This is a genomic window from Hyphococcus flavus (genome assembly GCF_028748065.1).
Classification (GTDB): domain Bacteria; phylum Pseudomonadota; class Alphaproteobacteria; order Caulobacterales; family Parvularculaceae; genus Hyphococcus; species Hyphococcus flavus.
In genome coordinates this window covers 633,857-649,306 of record NZ_CP118166.1, presented here as the reverse complement: position 1 = coordinate 649,306, position 15,450 = coordinate 633,857, and the positions used below count along the sequence as shown (strand labels likewise).

The 15,450-nt window shown below is 55.2% G+C and carries 21 protein-coding genes; 1 reads left to right on the top strand and 20 read right to left on the bottom strand.

The features are described from left to right. The first annotated feature begins 237 nt into the window (after positions 1-237). Positions 238-939 (top strand): hypothetical protein, encoded by a 702-nt coding sequence (locus PUV54_RS03180; RefSeq protein ID WP_274494095.1) that lies wholly within the window; start codon positions 238-240, stop codon positions 937-939. Positions 940-951: 12 nt separating this feature from the next. Here PUV54_RS03180 and PUV54_RS03175 read toward each other — a convergent pair whose 3' ends face one another. The 20 genes from PUV54_RS03175 to PUV54_RS03080 all read right to left on the bottom strand — a co-directional run bounded on the left by PUV54_RS03175 (position 952) and on the right by PUV54_RS03080 (position 15,449). Then, a complete protein-coding gene (locus tag PUV54_RS03175) occupies positions 952-1,851 on the bottom strand; it encodes a tetratricopeptide repeat protein (RefSeq protein WP_274494094.1) in 900 nt (299 codons plus the stop codon). A gap of 179 nt (positions 1,852-2,030) precedes the next feature. After that, entirely contained in the window at positions 2,031-2,756 is a 726-nt protein-coding gene (locus PUV54_RS03170; RefSeq protein WP_274494093.1) for a hypothetical protein, read from the bottom strand. After that, positions 2,756-3,511 carry a hypothetical protein gene (locus tag PUV54_RS03165; protein WP_274494092.1) on the bottom strand — a complete coding sequence of 252 codons (756 nt, stop codon included), beginning with the start codon at positions 3,509-3,511 and terminating at the stop codon, positions 2,756-2,758. The genes PUV54_RS03170 and PUV54_RS03165 overlap by 1 nt, the downstream gene beginning before the upstream one ends. Then, positions 3,511-4,269: a hypothetical protein gene (locus PUV54_RS03160; RefSeq protein WP_274494091.1), complete on the bottom strand. Its 759-nt coding sequence runs from the start codon at positions 4,267-4,269 to the stop codon at positions 3,511-3,513. Before PUV54_RS03160 ends, PUV54_RS03165 begins: the two co-directional genes overlap by 1 nt. A 149-nt stretch (positions 4,270-4,418) precedes the next feature. Continuing rightward, complete coding sequence (locus tag PUV54_RS03155) at positions 4,419-5,051, bottom strand: hypothetical protein (protein ID WP_274494090.1); 633 nt, start codon at positions 5,049-5,051, stop codon at positions 4,419-4,421. 23 nt (positions 5,052-5,074) lie between these two features. Further along, positions 5,075-5,626 (bottom strand): hypothetical protein, encoded by a 552-nt coding sequence (locus PUV54_RS03150; protein WP_274494089.1) that lies wholly within the window; start codon positions 5,624-5,626, stop codon positions 5,075-5,077. Between the two features lie 49 nt (positions 5,627-5,675). Beyond that, positions 5,676-6,251 carry a hypothetical protein gene (locus PUV54_RS03145; RefSeq protein WP_274494088.1) on the bottom strand — a complete coding sequence of 192 codons (576 nt, stop codon included), beginning with the start codon at positions 6,249-6,251 and terminating at the stop codon, positions 5,676-5,678. Positions 6,252-6,396: 145 nt separating this feature from the next. Continuing rightward, positions 6,397-7,170 (bottom strand): hypothetical protein, encoded by a 774-nt coding sequence (locus tag PUV54_RS03140; RefSeq protein WP_274494087.1) that lies wholly within the window; start codon positions 7,168-7,170, stop codon positions 6,397-6,399. Continuing rightward, entirely contained in the window at positions 7,170-7,982 is an 813-nt protein-coding gene (locus tag PUV54_RS03135) for a hypothetical protein (protein WP_274494086.1), read from the bottom strand. Before PUV54_RS03135 ends, PUV54_RS03140 begins: the two co-directional genes overlap by 1 nt. Further along, positions 7,982-8,818 carry a hypothetical protein gene (locus PUV54_RS03130; RefSeq protein ID WP_274494085.1) on the bottom strand — a complete coding sequence of 279 codons (837 nt, stop codon included), beginning with the start codon at positions 8,816-8,818 and terminating at the stop codon, positions 7,982-7,984. Before PUV54_RS03130 ends, PUV54_RS03135 begins: the two co-directional genes overlap by 1 nt. Next, positions 8,818-9,579 (bottom strand): DUF6090 family protein, encoded by a 762-nt coding sequence (locus tag PUV54_RS03125; RefSeq protein WP_274494084.1) that lies wholly within the window; start codon positions 9,577-9,579, stop codon positions 8,818-8,820. The genes PUV54_RS03130 and PUV54_RS03125 overlap by 1 nt, the downstream gene beginning before the upstream one ends. Further along, positions 9,576-10,337 (bottom strand): hypothetical protein, encoded by a 762-nt coding sequence (locus PUV54_RS03120; RefSeq protein WP_274494082.1) that lies wholly within the window; start codon positions 10,335-10,337, stop codon positions 9,576-9,578. The genes PUV54_RS03125 and PUV54_RS03120 overlap by 4 nt, the downstream gene beginning before the upstream one ends. Beyond that, entirely contained in the window at positions 10,334-11,113 is a 780-nt protein-coding gene (locus tag PUV54_RS03115) for a hypothetical protein (RefSeq protein ID WP_274494081.1), read from the bottom strand. Before PUV54_RS03115 ends, PUV54_RS03120 begins: the two co-directional genes overlap by 4 nt. Beyond that, the gene (locus PUV54_RS03110) at positions 11,110-11,883 is read right to left on the bottom strand and encodes a hypothetical protein (protein ID WP_274494080.1); all 774 of its coding nucleotides are present in this window, start codon (positions 11,881-11,883) and stop codon (positions 11,110-11,112) included. The genes PUV54_RS03115 and PUV54_RS03110 overlap by 4 nt, the downstream gene beginning before the upstream one ends. Further along, a complete protein-coding gene (locus PUV54_RS03105; protein WP_274494079.1) occupies positions 11,883-12,620 on the bottom strand; it encodes a hypothetical protein in 738 nt (245 codons plus the stop codon). Before PUV54_RS03105 ends, PUV54_RS03110 begins: the two co-directional genes overlap by 1 nt. Beyond that, positions 12,617-13,417, bottom strand: a complete 801-nt coding sequence (locus PUV54_RS03100; protein ID WP_274494078.1) for a hypothetical protein — start codon at positions 13,415-13,417, stop codon at positions 12,617-12,619. Before PUV54_RS03100 ends, PUV54_RS03105 begins: the two co-directional genes overlap by 4 nt. Further along, positions 13,417-13,968, bottom strand: a complete 552-nt coding sequence (locus PUV54_RS03095; RefSeq protein ID WP_274494076.1) for a hypothetical protein — start codon at positions 13,966-13,968, stop codon at positions 13,417-13,419. Before PUV54_RS03095 ends, PUV54_RS03100 begins: the two co-directional genes overlap by 1 nt. A 27-nt stretch (positions 13,969-13,995) precedes the next feature. Continuing rightward, positions 13,996-14,484: a hypothetical protein gene (locus PUV54_RS03090; RefSeq protein WP_274494075.1), complete on the bottom strand. Its 489-nt coding sequence runs from the start codon at positions 14,482-14,484 to the stop codon at positions 13,996-13,998. Then, complete coding sequence (locus PUV54_RS03085; protein WP_274494074.1) at positions 14,481-14,951, bottom strand: hypothetical protein; 471 nt, start codon at positions 14,949-14,951, stop codon at positions 14,481-14,483. The genes PUV54_RS03090 and PUV54_RS03085 overlap by 4 nt, the downstream gene beginning before the upstream one ends. A 24-nt stretch (positions 14,952-14,975) precedes the next feature. Further along, complete coding sequence (locus PUV54_RS03080; protein ID WP_274494073.1) at positions 14,976-15,449, bottom strand: nuclear transport factor 2 family protein; 474 nt, start codon at positions 15,447-15,449, stop codon at positions 14,976-14,978. Between the last annotated feature and the right edge of the window lies 1 nt (position 15,450).

Here is a 15,450-nt window from a genome sequence, read left to right as displayed (position 1 = left end):
GACTATAGAGCGTTTGGTGCGCGACAAAAAAGGCGTGAAAGCGGCGCAATCGCGGGACTTCCATGACAATCGGGTAAGGCGAAAGCGAGGATGGCGCCAGCCTGTTGCGCTGAGGCGCTATAAAAGCCAACAATACCGCGTCTATTGGGGTGTGTGACAGCGGCGTCGCCGAGTGGGGCGCGCCACGGCGTGAGCAAGGCCGTCAGACCACGCCTGGTAAATTCGTGGGGTGTTTCAATGTTGGGAATAGTAAAACTCGTCCGCCAGACGATTGAAGGATCGGTGGTGGCGATGGTGCTTATCGGCGTCGTCGCAATGATGGGATCGTCCGAGACGATTAATATCTTGCTGTCTGACTTAACCGTGACGTCTGCATTGTTTTTGCTGGTGATCGCAATTGTGCTGGCGGATCTCATTGCGAAGGTCATCAGCATATTCAACACGACCTTTCCTGATTTGGTTCCTGACCTTGATAAAACAGCCGTGAAGCGCGCCTGGCTTATCAATCGCCTGCAACCCGGCCAGACAATTGCGCTTCTCTCCGGCGCCTATGCGGCGAGAGTGGCGCTGTTCCTGATCATTTTTTCGGCGCTGGGATTAAGCTACGCTTCTGCGCCGCAGGCGGTTCAGGAAAATCTCTTCGGCGATTATGCGCCGGTCGAGGCGATCGACGCGTTTATTCGTCAGGGCGTCGCCGGCTCAATCGGGTATTTCCTGTTTTTTCTGGGGCCCGATAATTTGAAGCCAATCACCAGCGCTGTTATCGACAAGCCGATCGTTTCGGCGTCTGTCGATGGAGATGTGTTTCTTGCCGGGATCAGGCTTTACGGATTCGCCTTCGTGCTGGCGGTGCTAAGAACGCTCGTCACGCCGGTGACGTATGTGCGCGCGCGTTTGCGTTCCCGTAAATTGTCAGGCGAAGCTGAACTCGCGGCGTAAGTTGCGTTTCGCCTAGTCGCTTTCCTCGCGCGGCGTGTAGTGACCGTCAAACGCCGTCGACCATGTTTCGCCTTTATCTGATGAGACTTCCCAATGCTGGCGCACGCTGCCGTCATCATTGGGCGTCCAGGTGACGCGATTAATCGCGCCTGTCATGTCGCTGTAGTCGAGACCGGCGTCGCTAAGAACCATGGCGCCTTCATCGTTCAAGCCGCCTTCGAGGTAAACCGGCACGCCGTTGTTAGCCATCCATGACTGATGCCAGAGATTTCTGACATTGTCATAGTAATTGATGCTCATGCCTGTATAGGCGCCGCTATTGACTTCATATTCTTCGAGCACCATGCAGCCGCCGTGTTTTGCAGTGATACTGCTCTTCGCTGAGGGTTGCGGCGCGCCGGCGCTGGTAACGTCCCACTGGCCAAGCCAGAAGTCGAAATGACGATAGGCATCATCCGTACACGGTGTTAACGCCAAAACGACGGCGAGAAAACGTTCATCTTCCGCAAGCGGCGCGAACTCTGCTGTGTTCCTGACGAAGTTACCGTTCGGGCCGCCAATTCTTGCCAGTTCTTCAAGCTGCGAAAGCGCGTTCTCTTCATCACCTAATGACATGTAAACGCGGGCAAGCCGGAAACGCGCCTTGGGAATGCTGGGGTAACCAGCATCAAGCGCCTTGAGGTAGGCGTCACGAGCACCCTTGTAATCCTCCAGTTGGTGCAGTGCGCTGGCGAGATTGAACCAGTTCGAAGCATTTTCTTCATCAGCCGACAGTAAAGCGCGATACGCGTTTGCAGCGCCTTGCCAGTTTTGTTCCGCGGCCAGGACGTCGGCTTGTTCCTGTGTTTGCGCAAAGGCTGGCGCGGCGGCGACCGCGAGCGCGGCGAGCGCCGCAGAACAAAATCGTTTCATATCAGTCTCCATCGTGAAGCCTGAATTTAGAACGGCGCAGAGGCCCCTCCAAGGACAAAACGGCGATTGAAGCCGCTTGCCCGGCGAATTAACAATTCCGGCAACACCCCATGCCAGCCAACAGCGGCGGGGTCAGCGCAAATTGAGGGGTTCAAAAGAAACGCGGCGCAGCGAAAGGCTTAGTCGTTTTCCAATGTAATATGGTTACGCACGTCCCGTGCTTTTTCCAATTGCTGCGAAAGAAGCTGGTTTTCATTGATGGAAACGCCGGCGATGACGCCGATGGCCGGCGGAATGGCGTCGTCCGACAAAAACCTGTCATGGTCAAAGCCGGTTACCTGAAACGACAATTGCTCCGGCGTGATTTCAAAATCCGCTTCATAATAGGAAAAGACCGTGCGCTGCTCCTCGATAATATTCTGACGCAATACCTGCCAGCTATCGCGATTGCTCGACGCCACAAGGTCGTATTCGAACAACGCGTCGCGCAAGGCTTCATCACGAATGATGCTGAGGTCGCCCGTTGACACCATTTCCACGAATGTCGCCGATGGTCCGGTGGGGGCGGCGCTCGCCCCGATCCGGATGAGCGCATTCATCGCGTCTTCTTTTGTCGGGCCTTCGGTCTGTTGTTGCGATGCATCGATATAATCCAGCAACATTTGACCGGACACAACGCTGGCTCGGCTGGCGCGCAAGCCGGATTCCAGCCGGTCAATGATAACGTCAAAGTCCTGCGCCAGACGTTGCAGATAAAGTTCTTCCTGCGCGCGCTGTTCCCGCGCGTCATTCCAGTTACTCACCTGAATACCGATAAAAACCCCGACAACGACAATGACGAAGTCGAGCGCCACCGCCGTCCAGTTCTGGGCTTTGACGTGTTCGGTGATGCGGCGGAGGAGCATCAACGGGCCTCCGCAAGGTTGCGGCCGATCATCGCCTGGATCTGCTGGACTTTGCTCTGCGCCACCTTTGCATTGAAGTATCTTCCAACCTGCAGTCGGAGATATTGCTCCGAAGCGACGCGAAACTCGGGATCAGACAAAAGCGCTGCGTAATCGGCATCGACAACCGCGGGAAGCTCGGCCTCAATAAAGCTGAAATCATCGCCCTTTGGGAGTTGGTAACTGGTTGAAAGACGAGAATGGCGCCGGAACGCCGCGACGAAGGGCGTCATCATATCGGTGATCGCAGCGTTCGACAGGTTGATTGTTTCAAGGCTTTGGTCGTATTCGATCAAACGAAGACGCAATACCTTGTCAGTAATGAGGCGAAGCTCTCCTGCGCTTTGCAGATCGCGGAACGTACCTGACGGCGGCGGCGGATCGCCGAAGACGTCTCCATAACTCAGCGCCCTGATCAGCGCCGCCTCCGCTTCATCGTCGATCCCCCCCTCGTGGACCGTCGACACCACAATTTGCAGATCGCCGATAACGCCTTCATAGAATCCGACAAGCTCGTCGGTGATCACAGCGATTGATTCGTATTCGGCGCGCAGCTCTTCAAGAGACTGAAATGCTCTGCGGCTTTCCGCTTGCGCCTCGTTCCAGTTTGCGACCTGAATGCCGATAAAGACGCCGACGACGACAATGACGAAGTCGAGCGCAACCGCCGTCCAGTTCTGGGCCTTCACATGTTCGATAATGCGGCGGAGGAGCATCAACGTTTCTCCAGTTCGGCTTCGATGGCGTCGAGTGCGGTTTGCGCTGCTGTGTTTTGCTCGCCAAGGCCAGAGGGCGTCGACCACATCAGGCCCGTCCATTCGGTGAGAAAGAGTTCAATATCCGGATTGTTGATGATTTTATTTACCGCCGCCGCTGACATTTCGCGGCTGACGCCCCTCGGGCAATCGAGAACGTAAGTCTCCGCACCGTTGTCGAGATCGTAGCAGTTGTCCCAGTAATAGGATTGCGCATCCACGGGAATATTCTGACGAACCAGAGAACGATAAGGGGGTAGGAGGTGTGTGCTGGTAAGTACGGCGTTTTGCGAAAGGTAGCCTTCAACGGCATCGATTACCGCACGCGACCGCGGCAATCCTTGCCGGCGCATCTCGTCATAAGTTGAATGATCGACATCGATCGGTTGCCACTGCGATGCGTGGAAAAAGTCAACCAGAATTGGCCAGCATTCAGCGCCGCATGAGGCGCCGCTCGTAATGAAATCGAGCGAACGCTCCCCCGCAGATACGACTTGCGCGATGGCGTCGCGCTTTTGGTTGGTGAGGCGAATTGACGTTTCGATTTCACGTTTAAGCTCGGCCAGCAATTCAGTCTCGCGCGCTTTTGCGGCCTGTGCTTCATTCCAGTTGGCGACCTGAATGCCGATAAAGACGCCGACGACGACAATGACGAAGTCGAGCGCGACGGCGGTCCAGTTCTGGGCTCTGACGTGTTCAATGACGCGGCGTAATAGCATTTTTCGCCCCCCGGCTGATTCTGCGTTTGATAGCATAAACCGCCGTCAGCGGAATAAAAATCGCGGCCCTTTTCAGGGGCCGCGATAATCGCTCGTCGAGAGAAAATCCGTGCTGGCCCTAATATCAGGGCGACTAGTCCAGCCTGAATCTAAAAGTCGGTCTCGTAATTGGCGAAGAGACTCAAATACTCTTCGATGGTTGTGCCGTATGCATCCGCCGGCGTGCCAGAACCCGGCGCTTCGAGATAATCCTCAACCGTTCCGCACCCCAACAGGTGACAGGCCGCGAGAAGGCCCGAGCGCGTAATTTCAACGCCGTTGATGATGTCGCCCTCAAACCTGAGGAGATCGAGCGCGGAAATATAGACCGCCACGCGGTCATGATACTGGCGGACGGCGACGTCCTGCGCGCCTGGCCGGTTCAGATAATCGTTCTTTGAATACACGCTGTTGTTTTGTGCTCTCGTCAGCCACGAACCGATCCAGTCATTGGCCGATGTTTCAGACGGCGCGGTTTCATCATACCACTGCGCGTCCATCATGGCGGGCTCGCCCATCTGATAGAGGCCAAGATAACCGTAGCTGTTTTCTACGGACGCATTGCCGCTCGATTCGCGTTGCGCCAGCGCGTCGTAAAAATCGTCGACATCGCCCACATAGGAGGAGGGCGGCGTGCCGCCGCCAGACGACCCACCGCCGGGCGCGCCGGACGTCGTGCCGCATGCGCCAAGTCCTGCGGCGCAAAGCGTAATTGCTGAAATTTTCAATGCATTATTCAACATGATAAATACTCCGTCCAATGCGCTTAGCGCTTATCCATCTGTTGAAAGCGGTTGCTGCGAAGGCGCCAGGCGCGCTCGCGGTTTGAGCCGCGATTGACCACCAGCTCGTCCATTCGCGGCGCGTCGATGGTGTCCCCGATGGTGCGCAACAACACCAGCGGGCTGCCGCTCGCCTCGCTTAGCACAATCATTTCACAGCCGAGGCTGCCGCATGTGAGCGGGCTTCTGATCTGTATAAGGATTTCTTCACCCGCCAAGGCGCTGACGTCGGCCCTTGTTGTCCAAACTTTCGTATTTCTCATGGCGCCGGGAACGCGCGCCAGGCGCCGCACCTCATTGATCAGGCGCATGTCGTAAAGGTCCTTTTCCGACCCAGTCCCCCATAGTGTCTGCGCCAGACGTCCTTCAACGCCGACCGGGCGATCAAGCGGGATTTGAAGTTCCGCACGCGCCGCGTCGTTCTGGCTGCGGTTTGATTGCGCGTTGGCGGCGCTGGCGCCGGCCCCGGCTAGCGCAAAGACAGCGAGCGCAGAAAATGCAAAACGCAATTTAGTCACCTTGCTGACGGCTTTCATAATACTCCTCCCGGCAAACACTTGCCTTTCCCCTAATCTGGCTAAACGCTTATTTCCTGACGAACCTGTCGCCGTTGAATTCCCAAACAGTCTCAGAGCTCGTGCCTTGATTAATGATGAGCGTGTCGATTGCCGGCGCATCGACGCTTTCGCCGACAGTCTCCAGCAATATTTGCGATCCGCCGGCGACGATGAGGTCACAACCGGCGCTGCCGCATGTGAGCGGCCCTTTGATATGATAAAGCGTTTCAGAACCCGGCGTGCTCGCCACATCCGCAGATGCGATCCAGACTTTTGTGTCGTCGGAAACACCGGGGACGCTTTCGAGTTTCGATAAAAGCTCCGTCAACTGAAGGTCCCGAAGGTCATCGACGCCGCCGCGGGAAAAATCAATGCTGACAGCGCGCCTGGTGCTATTGTTATTAATCGCAGCCGGTTCTTGTTGAGCGCTATCAGCGCTTTCGCTGGGTTCGGCTTGGGCGACAGAAACGCCCGTATCGCGAACCGCTTCCGCCTCGTTCACGACCGTGTCGCCGTCGAGGGCTAACGCAATCAGCGTAGCGGAACCGGCGGCCGCCAGCCCCGCGCCCGAAAGAACAATGGCTTTCTTGTTAAAGGTCGCCATGAGATGCCTCCTGTTGCAACATCGTCATGAACGATTAGCAGAAACGATCAGGGTTAATGAGTCAAGCGCGCCTGTAACGCCCCGTTTGGAGGCATAAATTGAACTCCCGCTGCCCGAAGTTTCGGCTAAACAGTGCCAAGGCGCGTCAGTCAGTATCCTCCGCATTGAGGGCGTTTAGGATTTTCTCCAAAAGAGCGACATTGCCGGTATTATTGATCTGCACCGATGCGACCATGGAATATTGATATCGAAGCAATTCGCGCAGTTCAGCAGAAGCTATAAGCTCGCGCGCTGTTTCGTTGATTGTGGATGCATCCACATCCAGATTGCAGTTGGTCACAAAGCCGACGATAACCTGATTGTCATCCATCTCATCGCTACAGCCCTCTCGCATCGAGATCTGCACAGCCAGAGGAATGAGCGAACGAACTTTCCGTCTGTATGGCGTATCTTGTAACCGCGCAATCGTGTCATCATTGCTGTCCTGGAATCTGTAATAATCCGGCAGGCCGCTTTCTATGGCGGCGGCCGGGAGCAGACCCAGATGCCCAGATGAGACGACCTGATCCCACGTCGCCCGGTTCGACGGATTACTGCTGAACTCGCTTGCCCGGTAAGCAGCGACGACCAAGGCTTTCGGACCGGGGTCGGGGCTCGAGAGCAAATTGTCGGTCATCTTAATGTTCTGGGTCACGACGTTATAATAGCTGGTCAGCGTGCGCGCCGCCGTTAGATCATTTTCAAGATCGGCGACGAGCCGGACGGTGTAATCCTCGCCCAGCGAACGGTCGGCCCGCGCCTCGTTCCAGTTCGCCACCTGAATGCCGATAAAGACGCCGACGACGACAATGACAAAGTCGAGCGCGACGGCCGTCCAGTTTTGCGCCTTTACGTGTTCAATGACTCGGCGGAGGAGCATCAGGGATGCCCTCCCAATTCAGACAATTGAGGAACGCCGAGTTCAGTCGCAAGCGCCTCCTCCAGGTCCTCAAGCGCTGCGATCGTTTCTTCATATCGTTCAACGTAAGAATTCAGCCGCGAGAGATTGTCTGCGTACTCCCCGAGAAAGGCTTTGTTATGGCGCATTTGCTCCAGATCGCATTCGTTCCATAAGCGGTAGCCGTCGCCCGCGCTCCGCGCCAATTGCGTTGAATCGCGCTGCAGCCACACAGGCATATCCTTGACCTCATCAATCGGCCTGCGGACAAACCAGAGTGCATCGGGATGGCGGGAGTAAAGCCGGAACAACTCATTAATTGATTCCTCGTATTGGCGGCGGGACCGATTGCGAACCAGCGCGAAGCCGCGCAATTGCGCCTTCACATCTTCATTTGAAATCAGGTCGAAGCGGCCCGTCGCAATGGACTCCTCCAATATGGGCAATTCATCGCTTGGCGCCGGCAGCCAGTGAGAGATGGTAATGAGGCGGCATTCGATTTCCGTCAGGTCCCGGCCCGGCGGCGGATCGAACAGCAAAGGCGGAATACCGCTCATCGCGTCGATGCGCGGCAAATGCCTTGAATATTCGTATTTCTGGATTTCCAGAAGCGAGCCGGTCTCTTCGAGAAGCCGCGTCAGCAATTGCCGCTCCTCTACACGCTCGGCGCGCGCATCGTTCCAGTTCGACACCTGAATACCGATAAACACGCCGACGACGACAATGACAAAATCGAGCGCGACGGCGGTCCAGTTCTGGGTTTTCACATGCTCTATGACGCGGCGGAGAAGCATTATTTCACACCGTCAGTTTGGCCGGGCATTTCGCCGAGCTCGGTTCGAATATTCTGTAAAAGCCTATGCGCGGACTGGTCAGCCGCGACAAGCATTAAATAATGACCCGTCGCCCATCCTAATTGCGATTGCAACGTCGCGGCCAATTCAGGTTCCGCGCTGACGAGTTGTAAGAATTTTTCCTCGTCCACCGCACCAAAGGCGGCCAGACCAAATTTCTGTCCCACTTCTATCGCCGCATCTCGCGCTGGGCGAAATGTGACATCCTGGGAGTTTTCAATCGCCGCCGTAATAAGGCGATATTCCTGTAATTGACGTACGATTTCCTTGTTTCTGAGAATGCCCAGCTCACCCGAATTTACGAGCGCATCCGAAGCCGTAGCGCTCCGCTCGACATTGCCGACAATCACAGCAGACGACCATAAACTTTCTTTCGCCGCCGCGGCATATTCTTCGAAATTGAACTCATTATTTTGTGACCCTAAGCGCACGGATTCTTCCATATCGCTGGACCAGCTCAGGTGCAGCTCGACCTGTTCCGTGTCCGGCATCAAAGCGCTTAACGCCGCACTGGGCGTATTTTCAAATATGTAATTCATGGTCGCGATACGGACCAGGGCGCCATCGATTGCGATGTCATAGCCCTCAATATCAGCGGCGATGTCGGTTGCGATATCCCCCAGAATTTGCGTTTCGCGCTGCCGTTCGCCGCGAGCATCGTTCCAGTTACTCACCTGAATACCGATGAAGACGCCGACGACAACAATGACGAAGTCGAGCGCGACGGCCGTCCAGTTCTGGGTCTTTACGTGTTCGATGACGCGGCGCAGGAGCACTATTCTAACTCCTCTTCAATCAGCGCCAGAGCCTGCCCAAGAACTTTTCGCAACTCCCGTTGCTCAATCACGATTAGATCTTGATACCCTATGCGATTTACAATTTCGTTTTGAAACCTCAGGGTCGATGCGAGCTGTTTGAACTCATCCAATGAAACAACATCTTGGATGGTAGCGCCGTCTTCCGATTGGAATGATCCCGCCCTGTCTCTTTTCTCGTTGACCAAATTCCAGAATGTTTCAACTGGCAAATATTGGCTAATATAGGGCACCCATTGCCTATCAAGAAGCTGGATTGTGACTCTCTCATCCTCCAGCGCATCTAGGTATTGCGCCGGCAAAGTTGTAATTATGCGTCGGAGGTCGCCATTTTCAGTATTGTGAAATGGCTGCTGGTTCAGCACATAGGTGAGCGCTCCTGTTGAGTAATCGCTGGTGAATCCTTCAGCGAAGACAGTGCCGATCAACACCATGGGAATTTCATCCAATTCCGGGTCACGAATTGCGTCAAGCAATTCGTGACCGGCAGCGGCAATGTCGTCGTGCAGTTTCGAATTCTCATCAATAACGCCGATGTTTAACTGGATTTCATCACGCAATCGTTCCAGCGCAACGTGCAAGGATTGTTTTTCTGCCTGTCGCGCCGACCATGCGTTGATTTGAAATGCGATGAGGATGCCGACGACGACGATAACGAAGTCGAGGAAAACGGCGACCCAGTTCTGGGTCTTTACGTGTTCTATGACGCGACGGAGGATCATTTCAGCGCACCTGCAACTTGCTGGGCTGTTGCCCTGACATCGGAAAGCGTGGATTCGGCCACGCCAATCGTCATACGAAGTTCGGCCATCCAGAAGCGCAATTCATTCACCAGCTCTTCGTCGTTAAGGTACATTGCCAGAATATTTTCTGCGCGCGCCGCGCTGATCGGTGACGGGCATTCGATGAGACTCTGCTCTTCTATGTCCGATTGGTGGCAGGCGTCCCAGATATAGTTCTGCACATCGAATGGCGTCATGGCGCGAATGCGTTCGCGGTAGAGGGGCAGCGTGGAGAACATAAAGAGTTTCCGGCCTGCGCCTGCGTAATAACGAGCGATTGTCGTGCGCAGCTCAAGGTCGTCAATCAGCGCAAGTTCGCCGGCGCCCTTCAGCTCTTCGTAGGTCGTATCCACCTTGTTGAAATGCGAGACCTGGCTCGCCTGATAGAAAGCAAGAACAAGCGGCCACGCTTCTTCCGGCTGTTGCTCACGGCCTTCAGCGACGGCCAGAGCGCCGACGCCGTAATCATAAACCTGCGCCCAGAAGTCGAGGCGCAACGTCAATAAACGCTCGTCTAGTGCGAGATCACCGTAGATACGCTCGAGATTACTGTGCGCCCGCTTTCTTTCGGCAATCTCCGCGTTCCAATTCGCAACCTGAATACCGATGAAGACGCCGACGACGACAATCACGAAGTCGAGCGCGACGGCGGTCCAGTTCTGGGCTTTCACATGTTCGATGACGCGGCGGAGGATCATCTTTCGCGCTCCGCAACTAGAGCGTCAAGAATACTCTTTGTCGACTCTTGATAAATCTGCAACGAGATGATTTTGATATCGATATTACTTAAATGGCGCCCAAGCTCACGTTCCATTGCGTCATAATCCTGCAGCGCCAACAATGATTGTTGTAATAACTCCGGGTTCGCATTCAAGCTACACTCACCCGTCAGATCAACAACGAGAGAGCCGTCGTCCTGCAAAATGAATTTCTCCTTGCATTTTTCACGTATGAGCGCCTGCAACCTGTACGGCATATAAATCCGAAGATTCGAACGATAGGGCGTCGTCTCTTCATGAAGGCGCTCCGCATTTCCTAACGTGAGGTAATACGTCGCCAACAGGCTGCGAAGCTCGGCGTCAGGAATAGCGCTCGCAATTCCGGCGCCAAGCAGTTCATTATACGTTGCTCTTTGCGCAGTGTAATAACGGATTTGAGACGCTTGGTATGCGTCAATAAAGAATTCCTCACTGGCCTGTATCTCCCCCGCTTCCAGTCTAGCCAATGTCGCGACGCCGTGACGTTTGACCTGATCATAATACCCGGCAAGTTCGGCCTGCATTTTCTGTTCAGCGCGCAGATCGTCAATTAGGCGATCATAATAGGTTTGTGTAGTCTGGTTAAGGCGACGCATGTCATTCCAGTTGGCGACCTGAATCCCAATAAAGACGCCGACAACAACAATGACGAAGTCGAGCGCGACGGCGGTCCAGTTCTGCGCTTTGACGTGTTCGATGATGCGGCGAAGAATCATACTTCACCATCCGGAAGCCTGGCCAAAATCTCCTCTGCTTCACGTTTTAAATTGGCAATCACGAAGTGATTCAAGATGGAAACATTGTAAAGCGCACGCAAAGAGGCGGTGAATTCCGGATCTTCCCGCAGCGCGGTCACGACAAGATCATATGAGTTTTCGCCAAAAGGATTGAAGCCGTGACGCCTGGCGACCGCTGTTGTCGCATCGCGCGCATGGCGCGCAGTACCGCCTTCAAAATAAATCAAATCCTCGATATTGGCGTAGTAATCCGAAATATCGAGAGCTAGAGTCTCATCCCTTAAAATTGTGATATCTCCGGTCGATTGCAGGGTGCGAAACGTCGTGTTCTTTTCATTGAATGTCCGCGCAAGGATACCGTAGTTCAAAAAATACTCGCGCTCATCCTCAGCGATGGGAAGAAACTCCGGCGCCGGAAACTTCCTGGCGACATCAACCGCGTTTGCGGGTGCTGACATTCTGCTCTCCCGCCGAGGCGGGGCGCCGCCCGCATCGGTTAACATCCTATCAATCACCGTTATGCGCGCGCGATGAGCAAGCATCACCTCATCCAACGCAACAACTTCTTCCCTGATTTCGACAGCAAGGTTGTTGAGATATCGGGCTTCGCGCACATGATCCGCCCGCGCCGCGTTCAAGTTCGAGACCTGAATACCGATGAAAACGCCGACGACGACAATGACAAAGTCCAGCGCGACGGCGGTCCAGTTCTGCGCTTTGACGTGTTCGGTGATGCGGCGGAGGATCATTAGTTCTCTCCCAGTCTGGCAAGGCGCGCGGCGGCGTTCGCGGCCGAGGAATCATAAGCGGCTCGCAAGGTCTCGGCGTGAGCACGCTGTTCATTAAGTATGTCGTAAAGAAATGCGGACAGGTTCCGGATCCGCCGGTCGTCGAGCATTTGCGTGTAATCGGAAATGTCGTCGCGACGGCCCTCTACCTCCGCCCCGTCGAAGTCAATCATGTTGCTGATGTGATAGTTTTCGAGGAGAAACTCATCGACCCAGCGATGCTGGAACCGAGCCATATCCGCTTCGTATTCGCGGATCGCCGCAATCTGCACGGTCTGGTCGACCAGTGACTGTTGCAACGCCAGATCCCGCAGCACGCCAATCCGTCCGGCATTCTCCAGCGCCTGATAGGTGTTGCGCTGAACATTGAGAAACTGCAGCTCATAAAGCCCAATGCGCATGAGATCGTCAAAGACCTCGCGCGCGACGGCGTCTTTGTCGGCGTTGGCGAGCACGGCGAGCGCCCGCTGGCGATCAGCGATATGAGCCATGTGCTCATCGAGAAGATTGGTCGATACCGCGATATCCGTTTGCAATGACCTCAGATAGGTCGCTTCCGTCGCACGCTCTTGCCTCGCATCATTCCAGTTGGCGACCTGAATGCCGATGAAGACGCCGACAACGACGATGACGAAATCGAGCGCCACGGCGGTCCAGTTCTGGGCCTTTACGTGTTCGGTGATGCGGCGCAGGATCATTTCGTTTCTTCCGTCACATCGCCGGTCGCCTTTACTGGGCGCCCAAACGCTTCAAGGTTTTCGCGGATGCGTTCTATCGCCAACGCCGCCATCACCGAATGATAATAGGCTTCGGCTTCCCAAGCGTAGAATCTATTGCGCAACGCCTCGTCTTCACAGACTTGCGCCAGCGGCGCCATTAGCGTGCTTTTCCGAACCATTTCCGGGCTTCCGATAACGCCTTGTCGCAGCGCGTCAACAATCTGATCCGGGCCTTCCATCACCAGCGGACCAGGCTGTACGATGTGAGAGACATCTTTCGCCGTCATGGCGGTGCGTTCATTCATGCTCATGGACTTTTGTTGCAACGTATTGAGCCTTGTCGACAAAGCCATCAGGCGTTTTCGGGTGTCCGGCGTCTGGAAGGGCAGAAAATTGTCATTATTGATCAATTGGTCGAGGGCTTTTGTGTCCAGAGCAAAGCTGACCAATACGCCTGTCGGGGCAAAGGCGGCCTGTACATTGGCGTGGGCTTCGTCACCCGCGCGACAAGCGCGCAGATCCTCGATCGCCTGCTGAACGAGGGGAAGACTTGTTTCAACTGTTTCTCGAGTCGACTCCAGCGATTCGAGATTGGTTTGCAGCTCGACAATTGTCCGGTCGAACGCTTCCTCATAGATTTGATGTTGTTGACGCGAGGCGTTCCAGTTGCCGATCTGCACCCCGATAAAGACGCCGACAACGACAATGACAAAGTCGAGCGCGACGGCGGTCCAGTTCTGGGCTTTGACATGTTCGGTGATGCGGCGGAGGAGCATTACTCAACTGCCTCCTCTGACGACGGAGGCGGCGCGCTCAACCGGCTGCTTTCCAGATAGTTAAGCAAGAAATCCGGATCGAGCGCTTCGATGACCGGCCCAGCCACTTCCACCATGGGCGTATTTTCCCAGCCCTGTTCCTGCAGCCGCCACCAGTTTTTCGCATGTGCTGAGCCGAAATAATAAGGCGCGGTGTTTTGAATGTGCCTTATTGTTCGCGCGCGGCTGGCAAGTCCGCTGTCCTCCATCTGAAACAGATTGTCCCATTGCAGCGTCACGGCGACAAGATGGGACTCCACCATCCTGATGTCTGCATCGGTCATTGTTTCGGGCGCGCGAATGGATTTTGTCCACGCCGCTGCAACAGCAGGCGACGCGATGCTCAATTCAATGTCTGCAAGCTGATCGTTTTTCGCCGATTCGAGGGCTGTGCGCGTGAGCGCGGCGTTCTGGCGGACCTCGATGATCAGAATAATCAGCCCCAGGACGACACCGATATTCGCGCCCAGCATCAGCCATTTGTTCACTCTGTCGAAATTTATTGCCGCCATTACGGTAGATTCCCTTGTGGCTCGTGTTTAGCCGGTTTTTTCCAGCTGTTCCCAGAACTCAATCTGCGGAACGTCGCACATCATGTCGTTGACCGACGCGACGAATTCCGCATTGAAATAACTCTTGCAGAGCTCCCACAACGCCCTGTTTCGCGCCGTTCCCAGTACGAAATAGATGACGCCGCGATAAGTCTCCCATGCTTCTTTCGTCATTGCGCCGCTCTTATATTGTAACCATTCATACTCGCGCGCGCGCATTTGGCCGATCATCCAGAAAACAAGCTTGGTCTTTTCCTCGAATGACGGCGTTTCGGTCTGGGAGGCTATCCGTCCGAGTTCGGGAAATTCAACGAACTTGTAAACGCCGACTTGATCATTTTCGAGCTGCGTCTGCCGGGTTTCGGAGCGAAGCTGTTCGGCGCCCTGGCGGATTTGCAGCGCGAGGTAGAGCAGTGTTGGCGCGACCAGCAGAACGGCGATAATCTGTGAAATCAGATAAACGTCATTGAGCGTCATTCACTGGCCTCATTCAAAATAACCTGCACAAAGAAAAAGATCGAAACGCCAACGGTCCATAAAAGGCCAAGGTGATAGATGTTCGGCGCTAGCGCGGCGAAGAGACCAAGCCCCAACAATAGCTTGGCGCCGATCACCGGGATCGATGCGATGCAGACCGTGATCTGGATGGGTGGCATATTTCTGAAATCGCCGTAACCGCTGAGGAAGAACACATAGATGAACAGATGATAGGCGCCGAACAGCCCGCCGAGAATCTGCCAGCCAAGCGCCGGCGCGATGGGCAGGGAAAAGACAAAGTCGGGCAGGAGCGCAAACGCCAGCGTGCCGATGCTCGATTGCAAGAAGCCGAGCATCTGCCGTCGCGGCAAACGCGCCAGCCGGTCCTGCAGGACGAGCAATATGCCGACGAATCCGGAAAGGCCCGCCGCAATCTGCGCAATCACCCGAAACGCTTCAAATTCCATGGCGCGGCCCCCGGAAGTCGTGCGCTATTGCGCCATGACAGCGGCGTGTTCCGCCGTATCAGTATATTGCTGAAACGCGGTGATCTTGCCGTCAACAACGGTCCATGAATGAACGAACGGCGCGTCCATGGATTTGCCTGAAGCTTTATAAGTTCCGCCGTAACGGCCGAAGACGATGACGCGGCCGCCCTCGCTCACATATTCCTGCGGTACGGCGGCAAAGCCGTCCCATTCGCCGCCAAGTCGCGCTAAGAGGCCGGTTAAGACCGTTTCGGGACCCACGTAAGGGTTATTGTCTGCATAGGGATTGCCTTCCGCCTCGTTCCAGACGATGTCCGCCGCCATTGCGCCGGTGACGCGATCCATATCGCCAGCGGCGAAGCCGGCGTAGACTGCCTCGACAAGGGCTTTTGCATTTTGTTCCGTCGCGGTCGTGTCCGGCGCGTTCGAACATGCGGCCAGCGCCGCAAAGCCCAAAAATATTATAAACTGCCTCACG